Raw genomic sequence first — 15,142 nt, forward strand, 5'->3', positions numbered from 1 at the left:
GTCGGTGTAATACGGCCGATGACGATCGACGACGATCTGAGCGCCGGGATCAACGTCACGCTCCACTTCGTCTTTCTCGGGATGCTGGCCTGGGTATCCGGCCAACCGCTGCTCTTCCCGAGTCTGGGCCCGTCGGCGTACCTCATGGCCACGGGCGAACAGCCGCGCGCCCAGGGAGCCTATCACATCATCGGTGGGCACACGATCGCGATGGTCTGTGGGCTCCTCGCGTACCTGCTGGTCGGGGACGGTCTGGTCGTCACGGACGTGTTCGACGGGGCGGTTCCGCTCTCGAGCGAGGTCGGCAGGCTCGCTATCAGTGCACTCCTCGCCATGGTCTTGACGACCGTCGCAATGCTCAAATCGGGAACGAATCACGCCGCCGCGTGTGCGACGACACTCATCGTCGGCCTCGGCCTCATGTCGACGGTACTCGACGGACTGATCATCGTCGTCAGCGTTGCCCTGTTGGTCGGTTTTCACGACCTCGCCGTCGAACGCGTGCAGGATCGCTACGGCGTCGAACCCGAGGACGCACGGTAATTACCGCGCGAATAACCGGCGCGTGGATCACTCGACAGAGTGGGGGGTATCATCGTCCGACGCCGAACTCGAGTCGCCCATCTGGGTGGCTGGAACGCCAGCAACCGTCTCTCCCGGTGGGACGTCCCTCGTCACGAGCGAGTTCGCCGCAACGCTCGCGCCAGCGCCGATTTCGACGCCGGGCAGGATGATCGCCCCGGCGCCGATCATCGCTCGTTCGCCGACGACGACCTCGCCGGTGCGGTACTCGTCCTGGAGAAACTCGTGGCAGAGAATCGTGGCGTCGTAGCCGACGATGGCGTGATCTTCGACCGTGATCAGCTCCGGCCAGAACACGTCGGGCGTCGCCTCGAGTCCCCACGACACACCGTTGCCGACGGTCACTCCCAGTCGGCGCATGAGCCACCGTTTGAGTCTCAGGCTCGGGGAGATGCGGATGAGCCAGACGACGACGTAGTTGATCGCGACTCGTAGCGGGTGGCGAGCGCTCGTCCAGTGGCCGAGCGAGTTCGCTGTCCCGGGCGTCGGATGGCGCTGTACGCGGTCGTGTCTCGAAGGGTCGCCGTCGGTCACTGCCACGGCGTTGGTCGTAATCCTACAAGAAACCAACTGCTCGCCTGGATGAGGGCGACCAGTTCACATCCGTTCGAGTCGAATTTCGTCGTCGGTGATCCGCTCGACGTTGGTGTCGTCGAGTTCGTAATTCTCCCCGGAGACGTCACCCCAGCCGAGTTTGGATTTGATCGTATCGGCCATACCCGGATCCGGGTTGACGTAGGCGGTTCCGTCGCGAACGTCCTCGACGATACCGATTCGGTCGCCGTTTGCGTTCACGACTGTTTTTCCTTGGTCGTCGCCGCTGAATCGTGCGGACATACAGACTACCGTCACCGAACGACCGAATATAAGCCGACCTTGAAATTGCGCGTCGAGTCCTGAATCCGGAACGTTACTGCCCGTGCAGTTCGTCCATGTGGTCGATCCGTCGCTGCACCAGATCCGCTTTTCCGATGTCGTGGCGCATGTGCAGCCCCTCGTCGCCGGCGACGCCGAGTGCGTCCTCCGCGATCTCTTCTGCCGCGGCAATCGTGTCGGCGAGGCCGACGACCGCGAACGATCGCGAGGTGGTCGTGTAGATGCCGTCCGCTCGCTCGTCGACGCTGGCGTAGTACAGCAGCGCATCACCTGCGCTCTCTTCGTCCACCCGTACCTTCGCGCCCGCTTCGGGGTCGGTGGGGTAGCCCTCGGGAACGGCGTACTTACAGACGGTCGCCTGGTTCGTGAACGCGAGTTCCGGAAGCGGGTCGCGATCCCGGGCGGCCGTCAGCACCTCGAGGAACGGCGTCTCGAGCACGGGCAGGGTGTTCATCGCCTCGGGGTCGCCGAATCGGGCGTTGAACTCGATCACTTTCGGCCCGTCTGCGGTGAGCATGAACTGGCCGTAGAGGATTCCCTTGTAGCCCTCGAGTGCCTCGACGGTTTCCTCGATGATGTCGACGGCGGCCTCGTACTCGGCCGCGGTCATGAACGGGAGTTCCCGCGAAGCATCGGAGTAACTGCCCATGCCGCCGGTGTTCGGCCCCTCGTCGCCTTCGTAGGCGCGTTTGTGATCCTGCACGGCGGGGGCGGTGCGGACGTCGCCGTTGGCGACGAACGCCTGGACGGTGAACTCCTCGCCGATCAGGCGCTCCTCGAGGACGAGGCGGTCGTAGTCCGAGTCGCGGATGTAGGCCTTGCCTTCCTCGGGCGTGACCTGGTCGCCGATGACCTTGACGCCCTTGCCGCCGGTGAGGCCGGCCGGCTTGATCACGAGGTCACCGTCGTACTCGTCGATGTAGTCGCAGGCGGCCTCACCGTCCTCGAACGTCTCGAAGTCGGGACAGCCCGTGATGTCGTTCTCGCGCATGAACCGCCGCTGAAACGCCTTGTCCGTCTCGATCCGGGCTTCGTCCTGGTTCGGGCCGAAGGCGTAGACGCCGGCGTTCTCGAGTGCGTCCGCAACGCCTGCCTCGAGTGGCGCTTCAGGGCCGACGACGGCGATGGTCGCCTCGACCGACTCGGCGTACTCAAGGACGGCCTCGGGGTCGGTCGTCTCGAGGGTCTCGAACGCGCTCGCGAGTCGAGCGATACCCGGGTTTTTGTTCCCTGCACAGGCGTACAGTTCCGCCTCGCTGTCGGCCAGCGACCGGGCGATGGCGTGCTCGCGGCCGCCGCCGCCGATCAGCAGTACGTGTTCGCGCATGGTCGAATCCGGTACGCAGGAACCTGTAAAGGTTGCCCTTTCTCGAGGAAGAGGTATGCACGGTCGTGGTGTTTCTGTGGATTCGAGGCGGAGCGAGGCGGTAGATGTGGCGGCAACGACGTGCCATACACGGAACTATTTTCGTTCGGCGTTCAAACCACCCGACGATGAACCCGCCCCCGACCAGACGCGAGAACGCGAGCTACGAACGTCACGGCACCGTCGTCGAGGATCCCTACCGCTGGCTCGAGAACGGCGAGGACGAGCGTGAGGCTATCGACGAGTGGGTCGACGCGCAGAACGATCACGCCGACGCCTCCCTCGAGTCCGCGGCAGTCCGCGACGCGCTCCAGCCGGAGTTCGAATCGGTCGCCAGGGTCACCGACTACGGCTCGATCGCGGCCCGACCGTCCGGGTACTTCCAGGAAATCGAACGTGAGGACGACGATCAGGCCGTCCTCACCTACCGGGAGTCGCTCGAGGACGATCGCGAGGTGCTTCTCGATCCGAACGAATGGAGCGAGGACGGCACCGTGGCGATGGGGTGGTGGTCGCTCTCGCCCGACGGCGACCGCCTCGCCTACGGCGTCGACGAGGGCGGGAACGAACAGTACGACGTGACCGTCATCGAGGTCGCCTCCGGCGACGTGATCGACGAATTACCCGACCTCGGGCGGTGCCACAGCGTCGGCTGGGCGTCCGACGGCCTCTACTACTACCGGACGGGCGGTGCCGACGACGGCGGCCAACTCGAGAAGTCGATCCACTACCACGCCTTCGGCACCGATCTCGCGGACGACGCCCTTCTCTACGAGATCGACGACCCCTCGACCTGGCCGCAGTTGCAGACCGACCGCGACGGCGAACACCTGCTCGTCACCCTCGTCAGTGCCTGGGAGCGTAGCGAGATCCTGTACGCGCCCGTCGGCGAGACCGAGTTGACGCCCGTCTTCGAGGGCACCGACCACCTCTACGTGCCGCTGGTCGACGGCGACACGGCCTATCTGCGGACGAACCTCGAGGCCCCCACCTACCGGCTGGTCGAACTCGACCTCTCGAGCGTCGACGGCCCGGTCGATCCGCATGAACTGCCCGAGGTGATCTCGGCTCGAGATGGGATTCTCAAGACCGTCACGCTCGCCGACGATCGGCTGATCTGTCGGTACGAGCACGCGGCGGTGTCGGAACTCGAGGTGTTCGACCCGGAGGGGACGTCACTCCACACTGTCGACCTCCCGGGACTCGGTACCGTCACTGGGCTGTCGGGCAACCGCGACGAGCCGGAACTGTTCTTCGGCTACGAATCGTTCGACCATCCGCCTGCGGTGTTTCGATACGACCTTGCTGCTGAAACCGACGGCGATGGGAACGGAGACGGAAACGGAAACGCCGACGGAAACGAGAATGAGATCGGAAACGGAGGCGACGCCCTCGAGGAACTCGACCGTCCCGATCTCGAGTCCGACGTCGACCTCGTCGTCGAACAGGTCTGGTACGAGTCGACCGACGATGTCGAAGTGCCGATGTTCGTGATCCACCGCGAGGGGCTCGAACGCGATGGACACAATCCGACGCTGCTGTACGGCTACGGCGGCTTCGAGATCAGCGTGACGCCGTCGTACTCCCGATTCGGACAGGCCTTCCTGCGCTCGGGCGGCGTCTACGCCGTCGGCAACTTCCGGGGCGGCGGCGAGTTCGGCAAGGACTGGCACCGGGCGGCCCGCCACGAGCGCAAACAGCACACCTTCGACGACATGATCGCCGCCGCGGAGTACCTGATCGAGCAGGGCTACACCTCGAGCGACCGGCTCGCGATCCAGGGCGGCTCCAACGGCGGCCTGACGGTCGGTGCGGTGATGACGCAGCGACCCGACCTGATGCGGGCCGTGCTCTGTCACGTTCCGCTGCTCGACATGCTGCAGTTCCACACGTTCCTGCTCGGTGAGTCCTGGACGACCGAGTACGGCTCGCCGGACGATCCCGACGCCTTCGAGTGGATCTACGAATACTCGCCGTACCACAACCTCGAGGAGCGCGACTACCCCGCCGTGTTTTTCAAAACGGCCGAGAGCGACACCCGCGTTCATCCGGTACACGCCTGGAAGATGGCTGCCCGAATGCAGGAACTCGACACGGGCGAGCACCCGATCCTCTGTAAGACCGATCGCGACACGGGTCACGGGACTGGCAAGCCGACCTGGATGATCGTCGAGGAGGCGCTCGACACCTGGTCGTTCGTGTTCGAGGAACTGGGGCTCGAGTACGTCGCGCCGTAAACCGCTCCGCTCGTCTCGCCTAATGTTCTAATGTTATGTAGCTCCAACCGCAACGGAGCCACAATGCGACAGTACCTCGACCTCGTCGATTCGGTGCTCTCTTCGGGTTCGTACAAACCCAACCGAACCGGCGTCGACACCATCTCCTCGTTCAGCCAGCACTACGAGATCGACCTCGAGCGAGGCTACCCGCTCCTGACGACCAAGAAGATGGACGGCTACCGCTGGAACTCGATGATCCACGAGATGTGCTGGTACCTCTCGGGCGACGAGCACATCCGCGACCTGCGCGAGGAAACCAAGATCTGGAACGCCTGGGCCGACGAAGACGGTAGGCTCGACACCGCCTACGGCCGTTTTTGGCGACGGTATCCAATTCCCGACGACGAGAGTAAACTCGAGGGCGAGTCCTGGGCCGGCATCGACGCCGGCGAGGCCTCGAGCGGATCGGTTCCCGGGAGCCAGTGGGTCAACGAGGAAGCCGATGGCCGGCAGACGTTCGACCAGCTCGGATACGTGCTCGACCAGCTCTCCGACAATCCGAACTCCCGCCGACTCGTCGTCAACGCCTGGCACCCCGCGAACGCGGCGGTCTCGACGCTGCCGCCGTGTCACTACACGTTCGTGTTCAACGTACAGGGCGACCAGCTCAACTGTCACCTCACCCAGCGATCCGGCGACGTCGCCCTCGGCGTTCCCTTCAACATCGCTGCGTACTCGCTGCTGACGAAACTCGTCGCCCAGCAGACGGGGCTCGAGGCAGGCACCTTCGGCCACACCATCGTCGACGCACACGTCTACTGCGGCACCGGTGAGCGCGGGTCGTGGTACGAAGACAATCTCGAGGCGCTGCAGGCTCGTCTCGACGACGTCGACAGCCCCGACGGGTACGCCGACGTCCGCGAGTGGCTCCTCGAGGAAGCTCCGGCCGAGGCCGAGGGCGAGGAACGATTCGATCACGTCCCGAACCTGCTCCGGCAGTGTACGCGCGACCCACTCGAGCGACCGACGCTCGAGATCGCCGACGTGACGATCGACGACCTCTCCCACGACGACGTCGAACTGATCGGGTACGAGTCCCACGATGGACTTCGGTTTTCGGTCGCCGAATGACGACGGAACGAGCCCCCTCGAGCGCCGATCTCGAGACCGATCTCGAACTCGTCGGCATCGTCGCCGTCGCCGAGAACGGAATCATCGGCCGCGACGGGGAGATGCCCTGGCACGTCCCCGAGGATCTCGCTCACTTCAAACGCCAGACCACGGGCCACCCGGTCATCATGGGCCGAATCACCTACGAGGGCATCCTCGAGGCACTCGGCGAGCCTCTTCCGAACCGAACCTCGATCGTTCTCACGAGTCGCGACCTCGAGACGCCCGAAAACGCCGTCGTTGCGTCGAGTCTCGAGGGGGCGCTCGAGGCTGCCGAGCAAGCGGCTGCCGAACGCCACGGCGGCACTGACCGCGCGTTCGTCGCCGGTGGCGCGACGGTCTACGAACAGTTGCTGCCCGCCCTCGATCGGCTCGTCGTGACCGAGATTCACGACCGGCCGGAGGGAGACACGTCGTTCCCGGCGTGGGATCGCTCGGACTGGGACGAAGTCGACCGCGAGGAACACGACGGATTTGCCTTCCTCGAGTACGTGCGGCGGGAGTGACTTGTGGCCGACGTAAACCGGTTCAAACCGTGAAGGGAGAACTCGAGGCGGCGCTGTCCGCTGCGCTCGACTCGACCCCCGAGCGCGTTACCGAACTCGAGGGCGGGATGATCGGCTCCGTTTTCAGGGTCGCGCTCGAGGACGGCCGAACGGTCGTCGCCAAAACTGGCGAGACGCCCCTCGAGACCGAGGCGTTCATGCTTCGCTACCTCGCCGACGAGGGCGACCTTCACGTCCCCGACGTGTACCACGCGAGCGACGACCTGCTCGTGCTCGAGCACGTCGCGGGAGCGACAGCTCACGACGACCGAGTGGCCCGGGACGCTGCGATCCACCTCGCGTCGCTCCACGAAATCAGCGAGGACGGCTTCGGCTTTCCGCGGGACACCCTCACCGGGCCGGTTCGCCAGCCCAACCAGTGGACGGACTCGTGGCTCGAGTTCTATCGTGACCAACGGCTTCGACACGTCGCGTCACTCGCGGCTGATCCGCGACGGGGGTCGGGGATTCTACCGTCGGACACACGGAGCCGGGTCGAGGCCGTCGCCGACGATCTCGAGGCACTGCTCGAGGGTCATGCGACGGAACCTTCGTTGATCCACGGCGACGTCTGGCGAACGAACATCCTCTCTCGAGGCGGATGGGTGACGGCATTTCTCGATCCCGCAACGTACTACGCCGATCCGGAGATCGAACTGGCGTACGTCGACTGGACGGACACCTTCGGCTCGGCTTTCTTCGACGCGTACGAGCGGCGGCGCGGTATTCGCGACGGGTTCTGGAACCGGCGTCGGTTCGTTTATCGCCTCTATCCGCTGCTCGTCCACGTCCACCTCTTCGGTGGGGCATACCTGGACGAACTCGAGGGGACGTTGACGGGGCTCGGGTACTAGCTGCTCTATGAGGTGTGAGCTTGTATTTGAGGTGAGGTTCGAGAGATAGTAGGACGGGCCGCTGTATGCTATGGCGGCTGTTTATCAGCCACTGAACTACCGACCCCATTGGTGGTTTCAGTTATACTTTTGACACTCGGTGTCGAACCGTCCGCGTATGAACACCTGGCAGCGCCGCTCGAGACACCTCGAGACCTTCGTGAGCGTCGTCGCTGAGCGCCAGACCTACCGAAACCTGGCGTACCTGCTGCTGGCGATTCCGCTCGGATTTGCCTACTACGTCGGTATGCTGTTCGGGTTCGTCCTCGGGATCATTCTGGTGCTCGCTATCGTCGGCATCCCGCTGGTCGTCCTCTCCCTAATCGGGTCGCGGTACGTCGTCGATTTCGAACGGCGACTCACGAACGCCTTGCTCGCGACCGAAATCGAGGCTCCAAACGACGTCCCATCGGTCAGCGACGATGGGATCATCTCGACCGTCGTCGGGCTGATCCGTGCGGAATCGACGTGGAGAGGGCTGGGCTTTCTCGTCCTCAAATCGGTGATCGCGTTCGTGGCGTTTCTGTTCCTCTTCATCGCCGGGTTTACCGCGCTCGCACTCACGCTCGCTCCGCTCAGCAGTTCAGTCGAGATCTGGGAGGTCTGGACGATCGAGACGCGCTGGGAGTCCGCCCTGGCCGTCCCGATTGGGGTCGTTGTCGGCGTGCTCGTTCTCCACGCGATCAACGCGATCGCTGACATTACGTCGACGATTGCGGTGGCGTTACTCGGCACCGCTCACGGATCGGCGAACGCCGAGAGCGTCTCCGCGAACGGTGATGGCCAGAAACCGGGAAAACCGTGACACTGTGTCCCATTCGATGGCAGATTTTGCGCCACGAGACCGATAGGTTCACACGGCCCCCCTTCCTCGTTCTAGCCAATATCGATGACTGAAGATACCACCGCTGATCCGTTCGGAGCGATTCGCGAGCTCGAACGGGACGGCGAGACGTACAAGTACGCCGACCTTACCGTGCTCGAGGAGGAAGGACTCTGTGACCTCTCGAGCCTGCCCGTGAGCATCCGCGTGCTGCTCGAGTCCGTCCTGCGGAACGTCGACGGCGAGATGGTGACCGAATCCGACGTGAAAAACGCCGCCTCCTGGCAGCCGGAGGTGCCCGACGTCGAAGTGCCGTTCAGTCCCTCGCGGGTCGTCCTGCAGGATCTGACCGGCGTGCCGGCCGTCGTCGACCTCGCCGCGCTGCGCTCGGCCGCCGACCGCGCGGGCGAAGATCCCACTATCGTCGAACCCGAGGTTCCCTGTGACCTCGTGATCGACCACAGCGTCCAGGTCGACTACTTCGGCAGCGCGGACGCCTACGAGAAGAACGTCGAAATCGAGTACGAGCGCAACGAGGAGCGCTACCGCGCGATCAAGTGGGCCGAACAGGCCTTCGAGGACTTCAACGTCGTACCTCCAGGGACGGGGATCGTCCACCAGGTCAACCTCGAGTACCTCGGTCAGGTCGTCCACGACCGCGAGATCGGCGGCGACCAGTGGCTCCTGCCCGACACCCTGGTCGGCACCGACAGCCACACCCCGATGATCAACGGCATCGGCGTCGTCGGCTGGGGTGTCGGCGGCATCGAAGCCGAGGCCGCACTGCTCGGCCAACCGATCACGATGACCCTGCCCGAAGTGGTGGGCGTCGAACTCACCGGCGAGCTTTCCGAGGGTGTCACCGCGACAGACCTCGTGCTCCACATCACCGAAAAGCTCCGTCAGGTCGGCGTCGTCGACAAGTTCGTCGAATTCTTCGGCCCCGGCGTCTCTCAGCTTTCCGTGGCGGATCGGGCGACCATCTCCAACATGGCCCCCGAGCAGGGGTCGACCATCTCGATGTTCCCCGTCGACGAGAAGACCCTCGAGTACCTCGAGTTGACCGGTCGCGACGAGGAACACATCGACCTCGTGCGCGAGTACCTCGAGACCCAGGGCCTCTTCGGCGAGCACGACCCCGAGTTCACCGATGTTGTCGAATTCGACCTCGGCGAGGTCGAACCCAGCCTCGCCGGCCACAAGAAGCCCCACGCCCGCATCCCGATGGGCGACCTCGACGAGCACTTCCCGACGTTGCTCGAGGAGGAAGGCGTCATCGACTCCGGAGCGGCGGAAAGCGACGGCGGCCTCGTCGCCGAACGCCAGCCCGGCCTCGACGAGAAGGTACCCGTCACGCTCGAGGACGGTACCGAGATCGAGATCGGTCACGGCTCCGTGCTCGTGAGCGCGATCACCTCCTGTACAAACACGTCGAACCCCTCGGTAATGGTCGCCGCGGGTCTGCTCGCGCGCAACGCCGTCGAAGCCGGTCTGGAGGTGCCCGACTACGTCAAGACCAGCCTCGCCCCCGGGAGCAAGGTCGTCACCGAGTATCTCGAACAGGCCGACCTGCTCGACGACCTCGAGGCACTGGGCTACCACGTCGTCGGCTACGGCTGTACGACCTGTATCGGCAACGCCGGCCCGCTAGCCGATCCCATCGAGGCCGCCATCGACGAGTACGGCCTCTGGACGACCAGCGTCCTCTCGGGCAACCGAAACTTCGAGGCCCGGATCCACCCGAAAATCCGCGCGAACTACCTCGCCAGCCCGCCTCTCGTGGTCGCCTACGGCCTCGCCGGCAAGATGGACATCGACCTCGAGAACGAGCCCATCGGCACGAACGACGACGGCGAGGCAATTTACCTCGAGGACGTCTGGCCCGACCCCGAGGAGATCCGACAGACCATCCACGACAGCGTCTCCGCCGAGCTGTTCGAGGCGAAGTACGCGAGCATCTTCGAGGGCGACGAGCGCTGGGAGGCCCTCGAGGCCCCCACGGGCGACGTCTACGAGTGGGACGACGAGTCGACGTACATCCGCGAGCCGCCGTTCTTCCAGGACTTCCCGCTCGAGGAACCCGGCGTCGAGGACATCGAGGGAGCGCGCTGCCTGCTCACCCTCGGTGACACCGTGACGACCGACCACATCAGCCCCGCGGGGCCGTTCAGCGAGGCCCTTCCTGCAGGTCGATGGCTCGCCGCGCAGGGCGTCGAACCCTACGAGTTCAACACCTACGGTTCGCGCCGCGGGAACCACGAGGTCATGATGCGCGGGACGTTCGCGAACGTCCGCATCCAGAACGAGATGCTCGACGGGAAGGAAGGCGGTTACACCATCCATCACCCAACCGACGAGGAGACGACCGTCTACGACGCCAGCATGCGGTATCAGGACGAGGACACGCCGCTGATCGTCATGGCCGGCGTCGAACTCGGTACCGGCTCGAGTCGCGACTGGGCGGCCAAAGGAACCGACCTGCTCGGCATCCGCGCGACCATCGGACAGAGCTACGAGCGGATCTACCGTGACAACCTGCTCGGCATGGGCGTGCTGCCGCTGCAGTTCACAGACGGCGAGGGCTGGGCGGAACTCGGCCTCGACGGCTCCGAAGTGTTCGAGATCCGCGGCCTCGAGGACGGCCTCGAGACGAACGCCGAACTGACGGTGATTGCGGAGGATGAAAACGGCGAGACGACCGAGTTCGACGTCACCGCCCAGGTCGGCACGCCTGCCGCAGTGAAGTACGTCGAGAACGGCGGCGTCCTGCACCTCGTGCTGCGCCGTCTACTGACGGAGTAAGTAGAACGGCGTTTTACTGTCTTCTTCGGTTACTCGAGCCCCGTACGTCGGCCTTTTACAACTCCCGTCCGTACACACACCTATGGATTCCACCGAGGGCACCCCTACCGAGCGCAATCGCCTCGAGGACGCGCCCAGTCCCTACCTGCGCCAGCACGCGGACAATCCCGTCAACTGGCAGCCCTGGGACGAGCATGCGCTCGAGACGGCGAAAGCACACGACGTCCCCATCTTCCTCTCGATCGGCTACTCGGCGTGTCACTGGTGTCACGTCATGGAGGAGGAGAGCTTCGAAGACGACGGGGTCGCCGAGTTGCTGAACGACCACTTCGTCCCCATCAAGGTCGACCGTGAAGAGCGCCCCGACGTCGACAGCATCTACATGACCGTCTGCCAGCTGGTGACGGGTCGTGGCGGCTGGCCGCTCTCGGCCTGGCTCACCCCCGACGGACGCCCGTTTTACGTGGGTACCTACTTCCCCAGGGAACCCCAGCGCGGAATGCCCGGGTTCCGTGATCTCCTCGAGAACATCGGCCACTCCTGGGAGCAGGATCGCGAGGAGATGGAAAACCGAGCTGATCAGTGGACGGCCGCGGCGCGCGACCAGCTCGAGGACACCCCCGCACCGCCGGAGGGCGTCGAGACGCCGGGGAGCGACCTGCTCGAGTCGGCCGCCGGCACGGCTCTCCGCGGGCTCGACGAGCAACACGGCGGCTGGGGCTCGAGCGGCCCAAAATTCCCCCAGCCATCGCGGCTCCACTTGCTCCTCCGGGCGGCCGACCGCACCGGCCGGCGTCAGTCGCTCGAGGCGGCGATCAAAACGCTCGACGGGATGGCCACCGGCGGGCTGTACGACCACGTCGGCGACGGCTTCCACCGCTACTGCGTCGACCGGGACTGGACGGTGCCACACTTCGAGAAGATGCTGTACGACAACGCCGAGTTGACGCGGGCGTACCTGGCGGCCTATCAGGCCGTGGACGACGACCGATACGCCGACGTGGCCCGGCGGACGCTCGCGTTCGTCGAGCGCGAACTGACCCACGACGACGGCGGCTTCTTCAGCACGCTCGACGCCCAGAGCGAGACTCCGGAGGGCGAACGCGAGGAAGGGGTTTTCTACGTGTGGACGCCCGAGGAGATCAGGGAGGCGCTCGAAGACGACCGTGACGCGGATCTCGTCTGCGATCGCTACGGCGTGACCGCCTCGGGGAACTTCGAGGGATCGACGGTACTGACCATCTCGGCGTCGGTCGCGCATCTCGCCGAGGAGTACGACCTCGAGCGGGGTGAGGTGGAATCGCGACTCGAAGACGCTCGAGAGACGCTGTTCGAGGCCCGGAAGGAGCGTCCACGGCCGAACAGGGACGAGAAGGTGCTGGCCGGCTGGAACGGGTTGATGATCGCCGCGTTCGCCGAGGCTGCGATCGTTCTCGGCGAGGACGCCTACGCCGAGACGGCGACCGAGGCGCTCGGATTCGTCCGGGATCGGCTCTGGGACGACGAGGCGGGTCGGCTCTCGAGGCGATACAAGGACGCCTCCGGTTCGGGACTGACGAACGGTGATACCAATGGCGACGGTACAGACGGTGAGGTCGGTATTGACACCGAGAGCGAGGTCGGTATTGACACCGAGGGCGAGGTCGGCATCGACGGCTACCTCGAGGATTACGCCTTCCTCGCTCGCGGCGCGCTGACGTGCTACGAGGCGACCGGCGACGTCGAACACCTGGCGTTCGCCCTCGAGCTGGCGAGGGTGATCGATGCGGAGTTCAGGGACGGCGACCGGGAGACGTTGTATTTCACCCCAGAGAGCGGCGAGTCGCTCGTCACGCGACCGCAGGAACTCGACGATTCGTCGACGCCCTCCTCGACCGGCGTCGCCGTCGAAACCCTGCTCGCGCTGGATCACGTGTCCGACGACCCATTTGGCGAGATCGCCGCGGCCGTGATCGACACTCACGCCAGCCGGATGCAGTCGAGTCCGCTCGAGTACACGAGCCTCGTCCTCGCAGCGGATCGACTCGACACCGGACTCGCGGAGCTGACGGTCGCGGCCGACGAGGTGCCCTCCGCCTGGCGCGACCGGATCGGCTCGACGTTCCTCCCCGACCGGTTGCTCGCCCGTCGTCCACCGACTGACGACGAACTCGAGGGCTGGCTCGACGCGCTCGACATCGACGCTGATTCCGACCTCGATACCGAAGCCGCCCCGCCGATCTGGGCCGGCCGGGAGGCTCGAGACGGCGAACCGACGCTGTACGCCTGCCGGGAGCGGACGTGCTCGCCGCCGACCCACGACGTCGAGGAAGCGCTCGAGTGGCTGCTCGAGGGCGGTACGTAAGCTGCGCAACGAAACGGATCCGAAAAGGGCGGTCAGTTCGTGGTCTCGAGCGCCGCCTCGATCTCCTCGGCGATGAAGACCGCTGGCGGGAGCGCTTCGCTCTCGACGAATCGGGCGACCTCGGTGCCGTCGTCGGCTTCGACGACGATCGTCGGAATGTACTCGACGTCGTAGGCGTCGACCTTCGGCCCCTCCTTGTCCGTGTCGACGGCGAGTTCCTCGATTCGATTTTCCGGAATATCTGCCGCCTCGAGCGCCGCCCCGAAGTCCGGGAGCAGCGCGCGGCAGTCCTTACACCAGTCACCGCCCCACACGAGGTACGTCAGGTCGTCGCGGTGGGCCGCGAGGGTGTCGACGGTGTCCTCGTAGGAGGCGCTGTCCCAGGTCGGGTTCGGGCGCATGGTCTCGAGCGTCATCGTTGGTCACGATATCGTTCCCAGGGGCTTAACGAATCGGTTTGGTCACCGGCACGTCCTGCCTCAGCCCGCTACGGCTTTCCGTCTCGAGTTCGTAGCAGCGATCGATGAAAGGCAGTATCCTGGACACGATCGGTTCCCCGCTCGTCCAGGTCGAGTCGCCGGAGGGTGCGACGGTCGCCGCCAAAGTCGAGTCGTTCAACCCCGGCGGCTCGGCGAAGGATCGGCCCGCCGTAGCGATGGTTCGAGCCGCCGAACGCGAGGGCGTCCTCGAGCCGGGCGATCACATCGTCGAACCGACGAGCGGCAATACAGGTATCGGCCTCGCGCTCGTCTGCGCCGCCCGGGGGTACGACCTGACGATCGTCATGTCGGCGTCGAAGTCGAAAGAGCGCCAGCAGCTCATGGCCGCCTACGGTGCGAGCCTCGAGTTGATCGATGGCGATATGGAAGCCGCCCGCAAGCGCGCAAACGAGATCGAAGCCGAGGGTGCGGTACAGCTGGGACAGTTCGAGAATCCGGCGAATCCGGAGGCCCACTACCTGACGACGGGGGAGGAGATCGTCGAACAGGTCGGCGACCGCACCATCGACGCGTTCGTCGCCGGCGTCGGTACCGGCGGGACGCTGTCGGGGGTAGGCCGTCGACTCCGCGAAGAGTTCCCCGAGATGGAGATCGTCGCCGTCGAACCCCAACGCAACGCCGTCCTCTCGACCGGCGAAGCAGGGCAGGACGACTTTCAGGGGATGGGTCCCGGCTTCGTCAGCGACAACCTCGACACCGATCTCATCGACCGAATTGAGACCGTCGCACTCGAGGACGCCGAAGTCGAGTGTCGTCGACTCGCTCGCGAGGAGGGGATACTGGTGGGGCAATCGAGCGGGGCGACGAGTCTCGTTTCCCAGGCGGTCGCGCGCGACATCGCCGACCCCGGGCTCGAGTGTCCGGAGGTGCCCGACGCGTTCGACGGCGAACTCGCTCGAGCGACCCAGACCGACGGTGGGAGCGACGTCGACGACTGTCCGCTGGTGGTCACCGTCTTCTGGGACAGCGGGGAGCGATACCTCTCGACGGGTCTGTTCGATCGGTAACAGAAGCGCTCGAAA

At 65.2% G+C, this 15,142-nt stretch carries 13 protein-coding genes; 9 read left to right on the top strand and 4 right to left on the bottom strand.

What is annotated here, in order from left to right; all coding sequences use genetic code 11:
* Positions 1 to 18 precede the first annotated feature (18 nt).
* On the top strand, positions 19 to 543 hold the full coding sequence (locus NGM68_RS07905; protein WP_252701104.1) for an HPP family protein: 525 nt from the start codon (positions 19 to 21) through the stop codon (positions 541 to 543).
* 27 nt (positions 544 to 570) lie between these two features.
* Here the strand turns inward: NGM68_RS07905 and NGM68_RS07910 are convergent, their stop codons facing one another.
* The 3 genes from NGM68_RS07910 to purD form a co-directional block, all read right to left on the bottom strand.
* Positions 571 to 1,116 carry an acyltransferase gene (locus NGM68_RS07910; protein WP_252701105.1) on the bottom strand — a complete coding sequence of 182 codons (546 nt, stop codon included), beginning with the start codon at positions 1,114 to 1,116 and terminating at the stop codon, positions 571 to 573.
* Positions 1,117 to 1,179: 63 nt separating this feature from the next.
* On the bottom strand, positions 1,180 to 1,419 hold the full coding sequence (locus tag NGM68_RS07915; RefSeq protein WP_252701106.1) for a PRC-barrel domain containing protein: 240 nt from the start codon (positions 1,417 to 1,419) through the stop codon (positions 1,180 to 1,182).
* A 73-nt stretch (positions 1,420 to 1,492) separates the two neighbouring features.
* A complete protein-coding gene (purD, locus tag NGM68_RS07920; protein ID WP_252701107.1) occupies positions 1,493 to 2,785 on the bottom strand; it encodes a phosphoribosylamine--glycine ligase in 1,293 nt (430 codons plus the stop codon).
* 167 nt (positions 2,786 to 2,952) lie between these two features.
* Here purD and NGM68_RS07925 point away from each other — a divergent pair, with 167 nt between their 5' ends.
* The 7 genes from NGM68_RS07925 to NGM68_RS07955 all read left to right on the top strand — a co-directional run bounded on the left by NGM68_RS07925 (position 2,953) and on the right by NGM68_RS07955 (position 13,620).
* Complete coding sequence (locus tag NGM68_RS07925) at positions 2,953 to 5,061, top strand: prolyl oligopeptidase family serine peptidase (RefSeq protein WP_252701108.1); 2,109 nt, start codon at positions 2,953 to 2,955, stop codon at positions 5,059 to 5,061.
* 63 nt (positions 5,062 to 5,124) lie between these two features.
* Entirely contained in the window at positions 5,125 to 6,174 is a 1,050-nt protein-coding gene (gene thyA, locus NGM68_RS07930; protein ID WP_252701109.1) for a thymidylate synthase, read from the top strand.
* Positions 6,171 to 6,719 (top strand): dihydrofolate reductase, encoded by a 549-nt coding sequence (locus NGM68_RS07935; protein ID WP_252701110.1) that lies wholly within the window; start codon positions 6,171 to 6,173, stop codon positions 6,717 to 6,719. Before thyA ends, NGM68_RS07935 begins: the two co-directional genes overlap by 4 nt.
* A gap of 29 nt (positions 6,720 to 6,748) precedes the next feature.
* Complete coding sequence (locus NGM68_RS07940) at positions 6,749 to 7,612, top strand: fructosamine kinase family protein (protein WP_252701111.1); 864 nt, start codon at positions 6,749 to 6,751, stop codon at positions 7,610 to 7,612.
* Positions 7,613 to 7,769: 157 nt separating this feature from the next.
* Positions 7,770 to 8,456: a sensor domain-containing protein gene (locus NGM68_RS07945; protein ID WP_252701112.1), complete on the top strand. Its 687-nt coding sequence runs from the start codon at positions 7,770 to 7,772 to the stop codon at positions 8,454 to 8,456.
* Between the two features lie 84 nt (positions 8,457 to 8,540).
* The gene (gene acnA / locus NGM68_RS07950; RefSeq protein ID WP_252701113.1) at positions 8,541 to 11,276 is read left to right on the top strand and encodes an aconitate hydratase AcnA; all 2,736 of its coding nucleotides are present in this window, start codon (positions 8,541 to 8,543) and stop codon (positions 11,274 to 11,276) included.
* Positions 11,277 to 11,358: 82 nt separating this feature from the next.
* Positions 11,359 to 13,620, top strand: a complete 2,262-nt coding sequence (locus tag NGM68_RS07955) for a thioredoxin domain-containing protein (protein WP_252701114.1) — start codon at positions 11,359 to 11,361, stop codon at positions 13,618 to 13,620.
* Between the two features lie 32 nt (positions 13,621 to 13,652).
* Here the strand turns inward: NGM68_RS07955 and NGM68_RS07960 are convergent, their stop codons facing one another.
* Positions 13,653 to 14,036: a TlpA family protein disulfide reductase gene (locus NGM68_RS07960; RefSeq protein WP_252701115.1), complete on the bottom strand. Its 384-nt coding sequence runs from the start codon at positions 14,034 to 14,036 to the stop codon at positions 13,653 to 13,655.
* 107 nt (positions 14,037 to 14,143) lie between these two features.
* On the opposite strand from NGM68_RS07960, the gene NGM68_RS07965 reads away from it, so the two are divergent.
* Positions 14,144 to 15,127, top strand: coding sequence for a PLP-dependent cysteine synthase family protein (locus NGM68_RS07965; protein ID WP_252701116.1), 984 nt, complete (start codon positions 14,144 to 14,146; stop codon positions 15,125 to 15,127).
* The last annotated feature ends 15 nt before the right edge of the window (positions 15,128 to 15,142 follow it).

Source organism: Natronosalvus vescus, assembly GCF_023973145.1.
Taxonomy (GTDB): domain Archaea; phylum Halobacteriota; class Halobacteria; order Halobacteriales; family Natrialbaceae; genus Natronosalvus; species Natronosalvus vescus.

Bases quoted from the DNA above. Each gene is read 5' to 3' on its own strand.
- NGM68_RS07905 (WP_252701104.1), top strand. From the start codon at position 19: ATGACGATCGACGACGATCTGAGCGCCGGGATCAACGTCACGCTCCAC.
- NGM68_RS07915 (WP_252701106.1), bottom strand. From the start codon at position 1,419: ATGTCCGCACGATTCAGCGGCGACGACCAAGGAAAAACAGTCGTGAAC.
- purD (WP_252701107.1), bottom strand. From the start codon at position 2,785: ATGCGCGAACACGTACTGCTGATCGGCGGCGGCGGCCGCGAGCACGCC.
- NGM68_RS07925 (WP_252701108.1), top strand. From the start codon at position 2,953: ATGAACCCGCCCCCGACCAGACGCGAGAACGCGAGCTACGAACGTCAC.
- thyA (WP_252701109.1), top strand. From the start codon at position 5,125: ATGCGACAGTACCTCGACCTCGTCGATTCGGTGCTCTCTTCGGGTTCG.
- NGM68_RS07935 (WP_252701110.1), top strand. From the start codon at position 6,171: ATGACGACGGAACGAGCCCCCTCGAGCGCCGATCTCGAGACCGATCTC.
- NGM68_RS07945 (WP_252701112.1), top strand. From the start codon at position 7,770: ATGAACACCTGGCAGCGCCGCTCGAGACACCTCGAGACCTTCGTGAGC.
- acnA (WP_252701113.1), top strand. From the start codon at position 8,541: ATGACTGAAGATACCACCGCTGATCCGTTCGGAGCGATTCGCGAGCTC.
- NGM68_RS07955 (WP_252701114.1), top strand. From the start codon at position 11,359: ATGGATTCCACCGAGGGCACCCCTACCGAGCGCAATCGCCTCGAGGAC.
- NGM68_RS07960 (WP_252701115.1), bottom strand. From the start codon at position 14,036: ATGACGCTCGAGACCATGCGCCCGAACCCGACCTGGGACAGCGCCTCC.
- NGM68_RS07965 (WP_252701116.1), top strand. From the start codon at position 14,144: ATGAAAGGCAGTATCCTGGACACGATCGGTTCCCCGCTCGTCCAGGTC.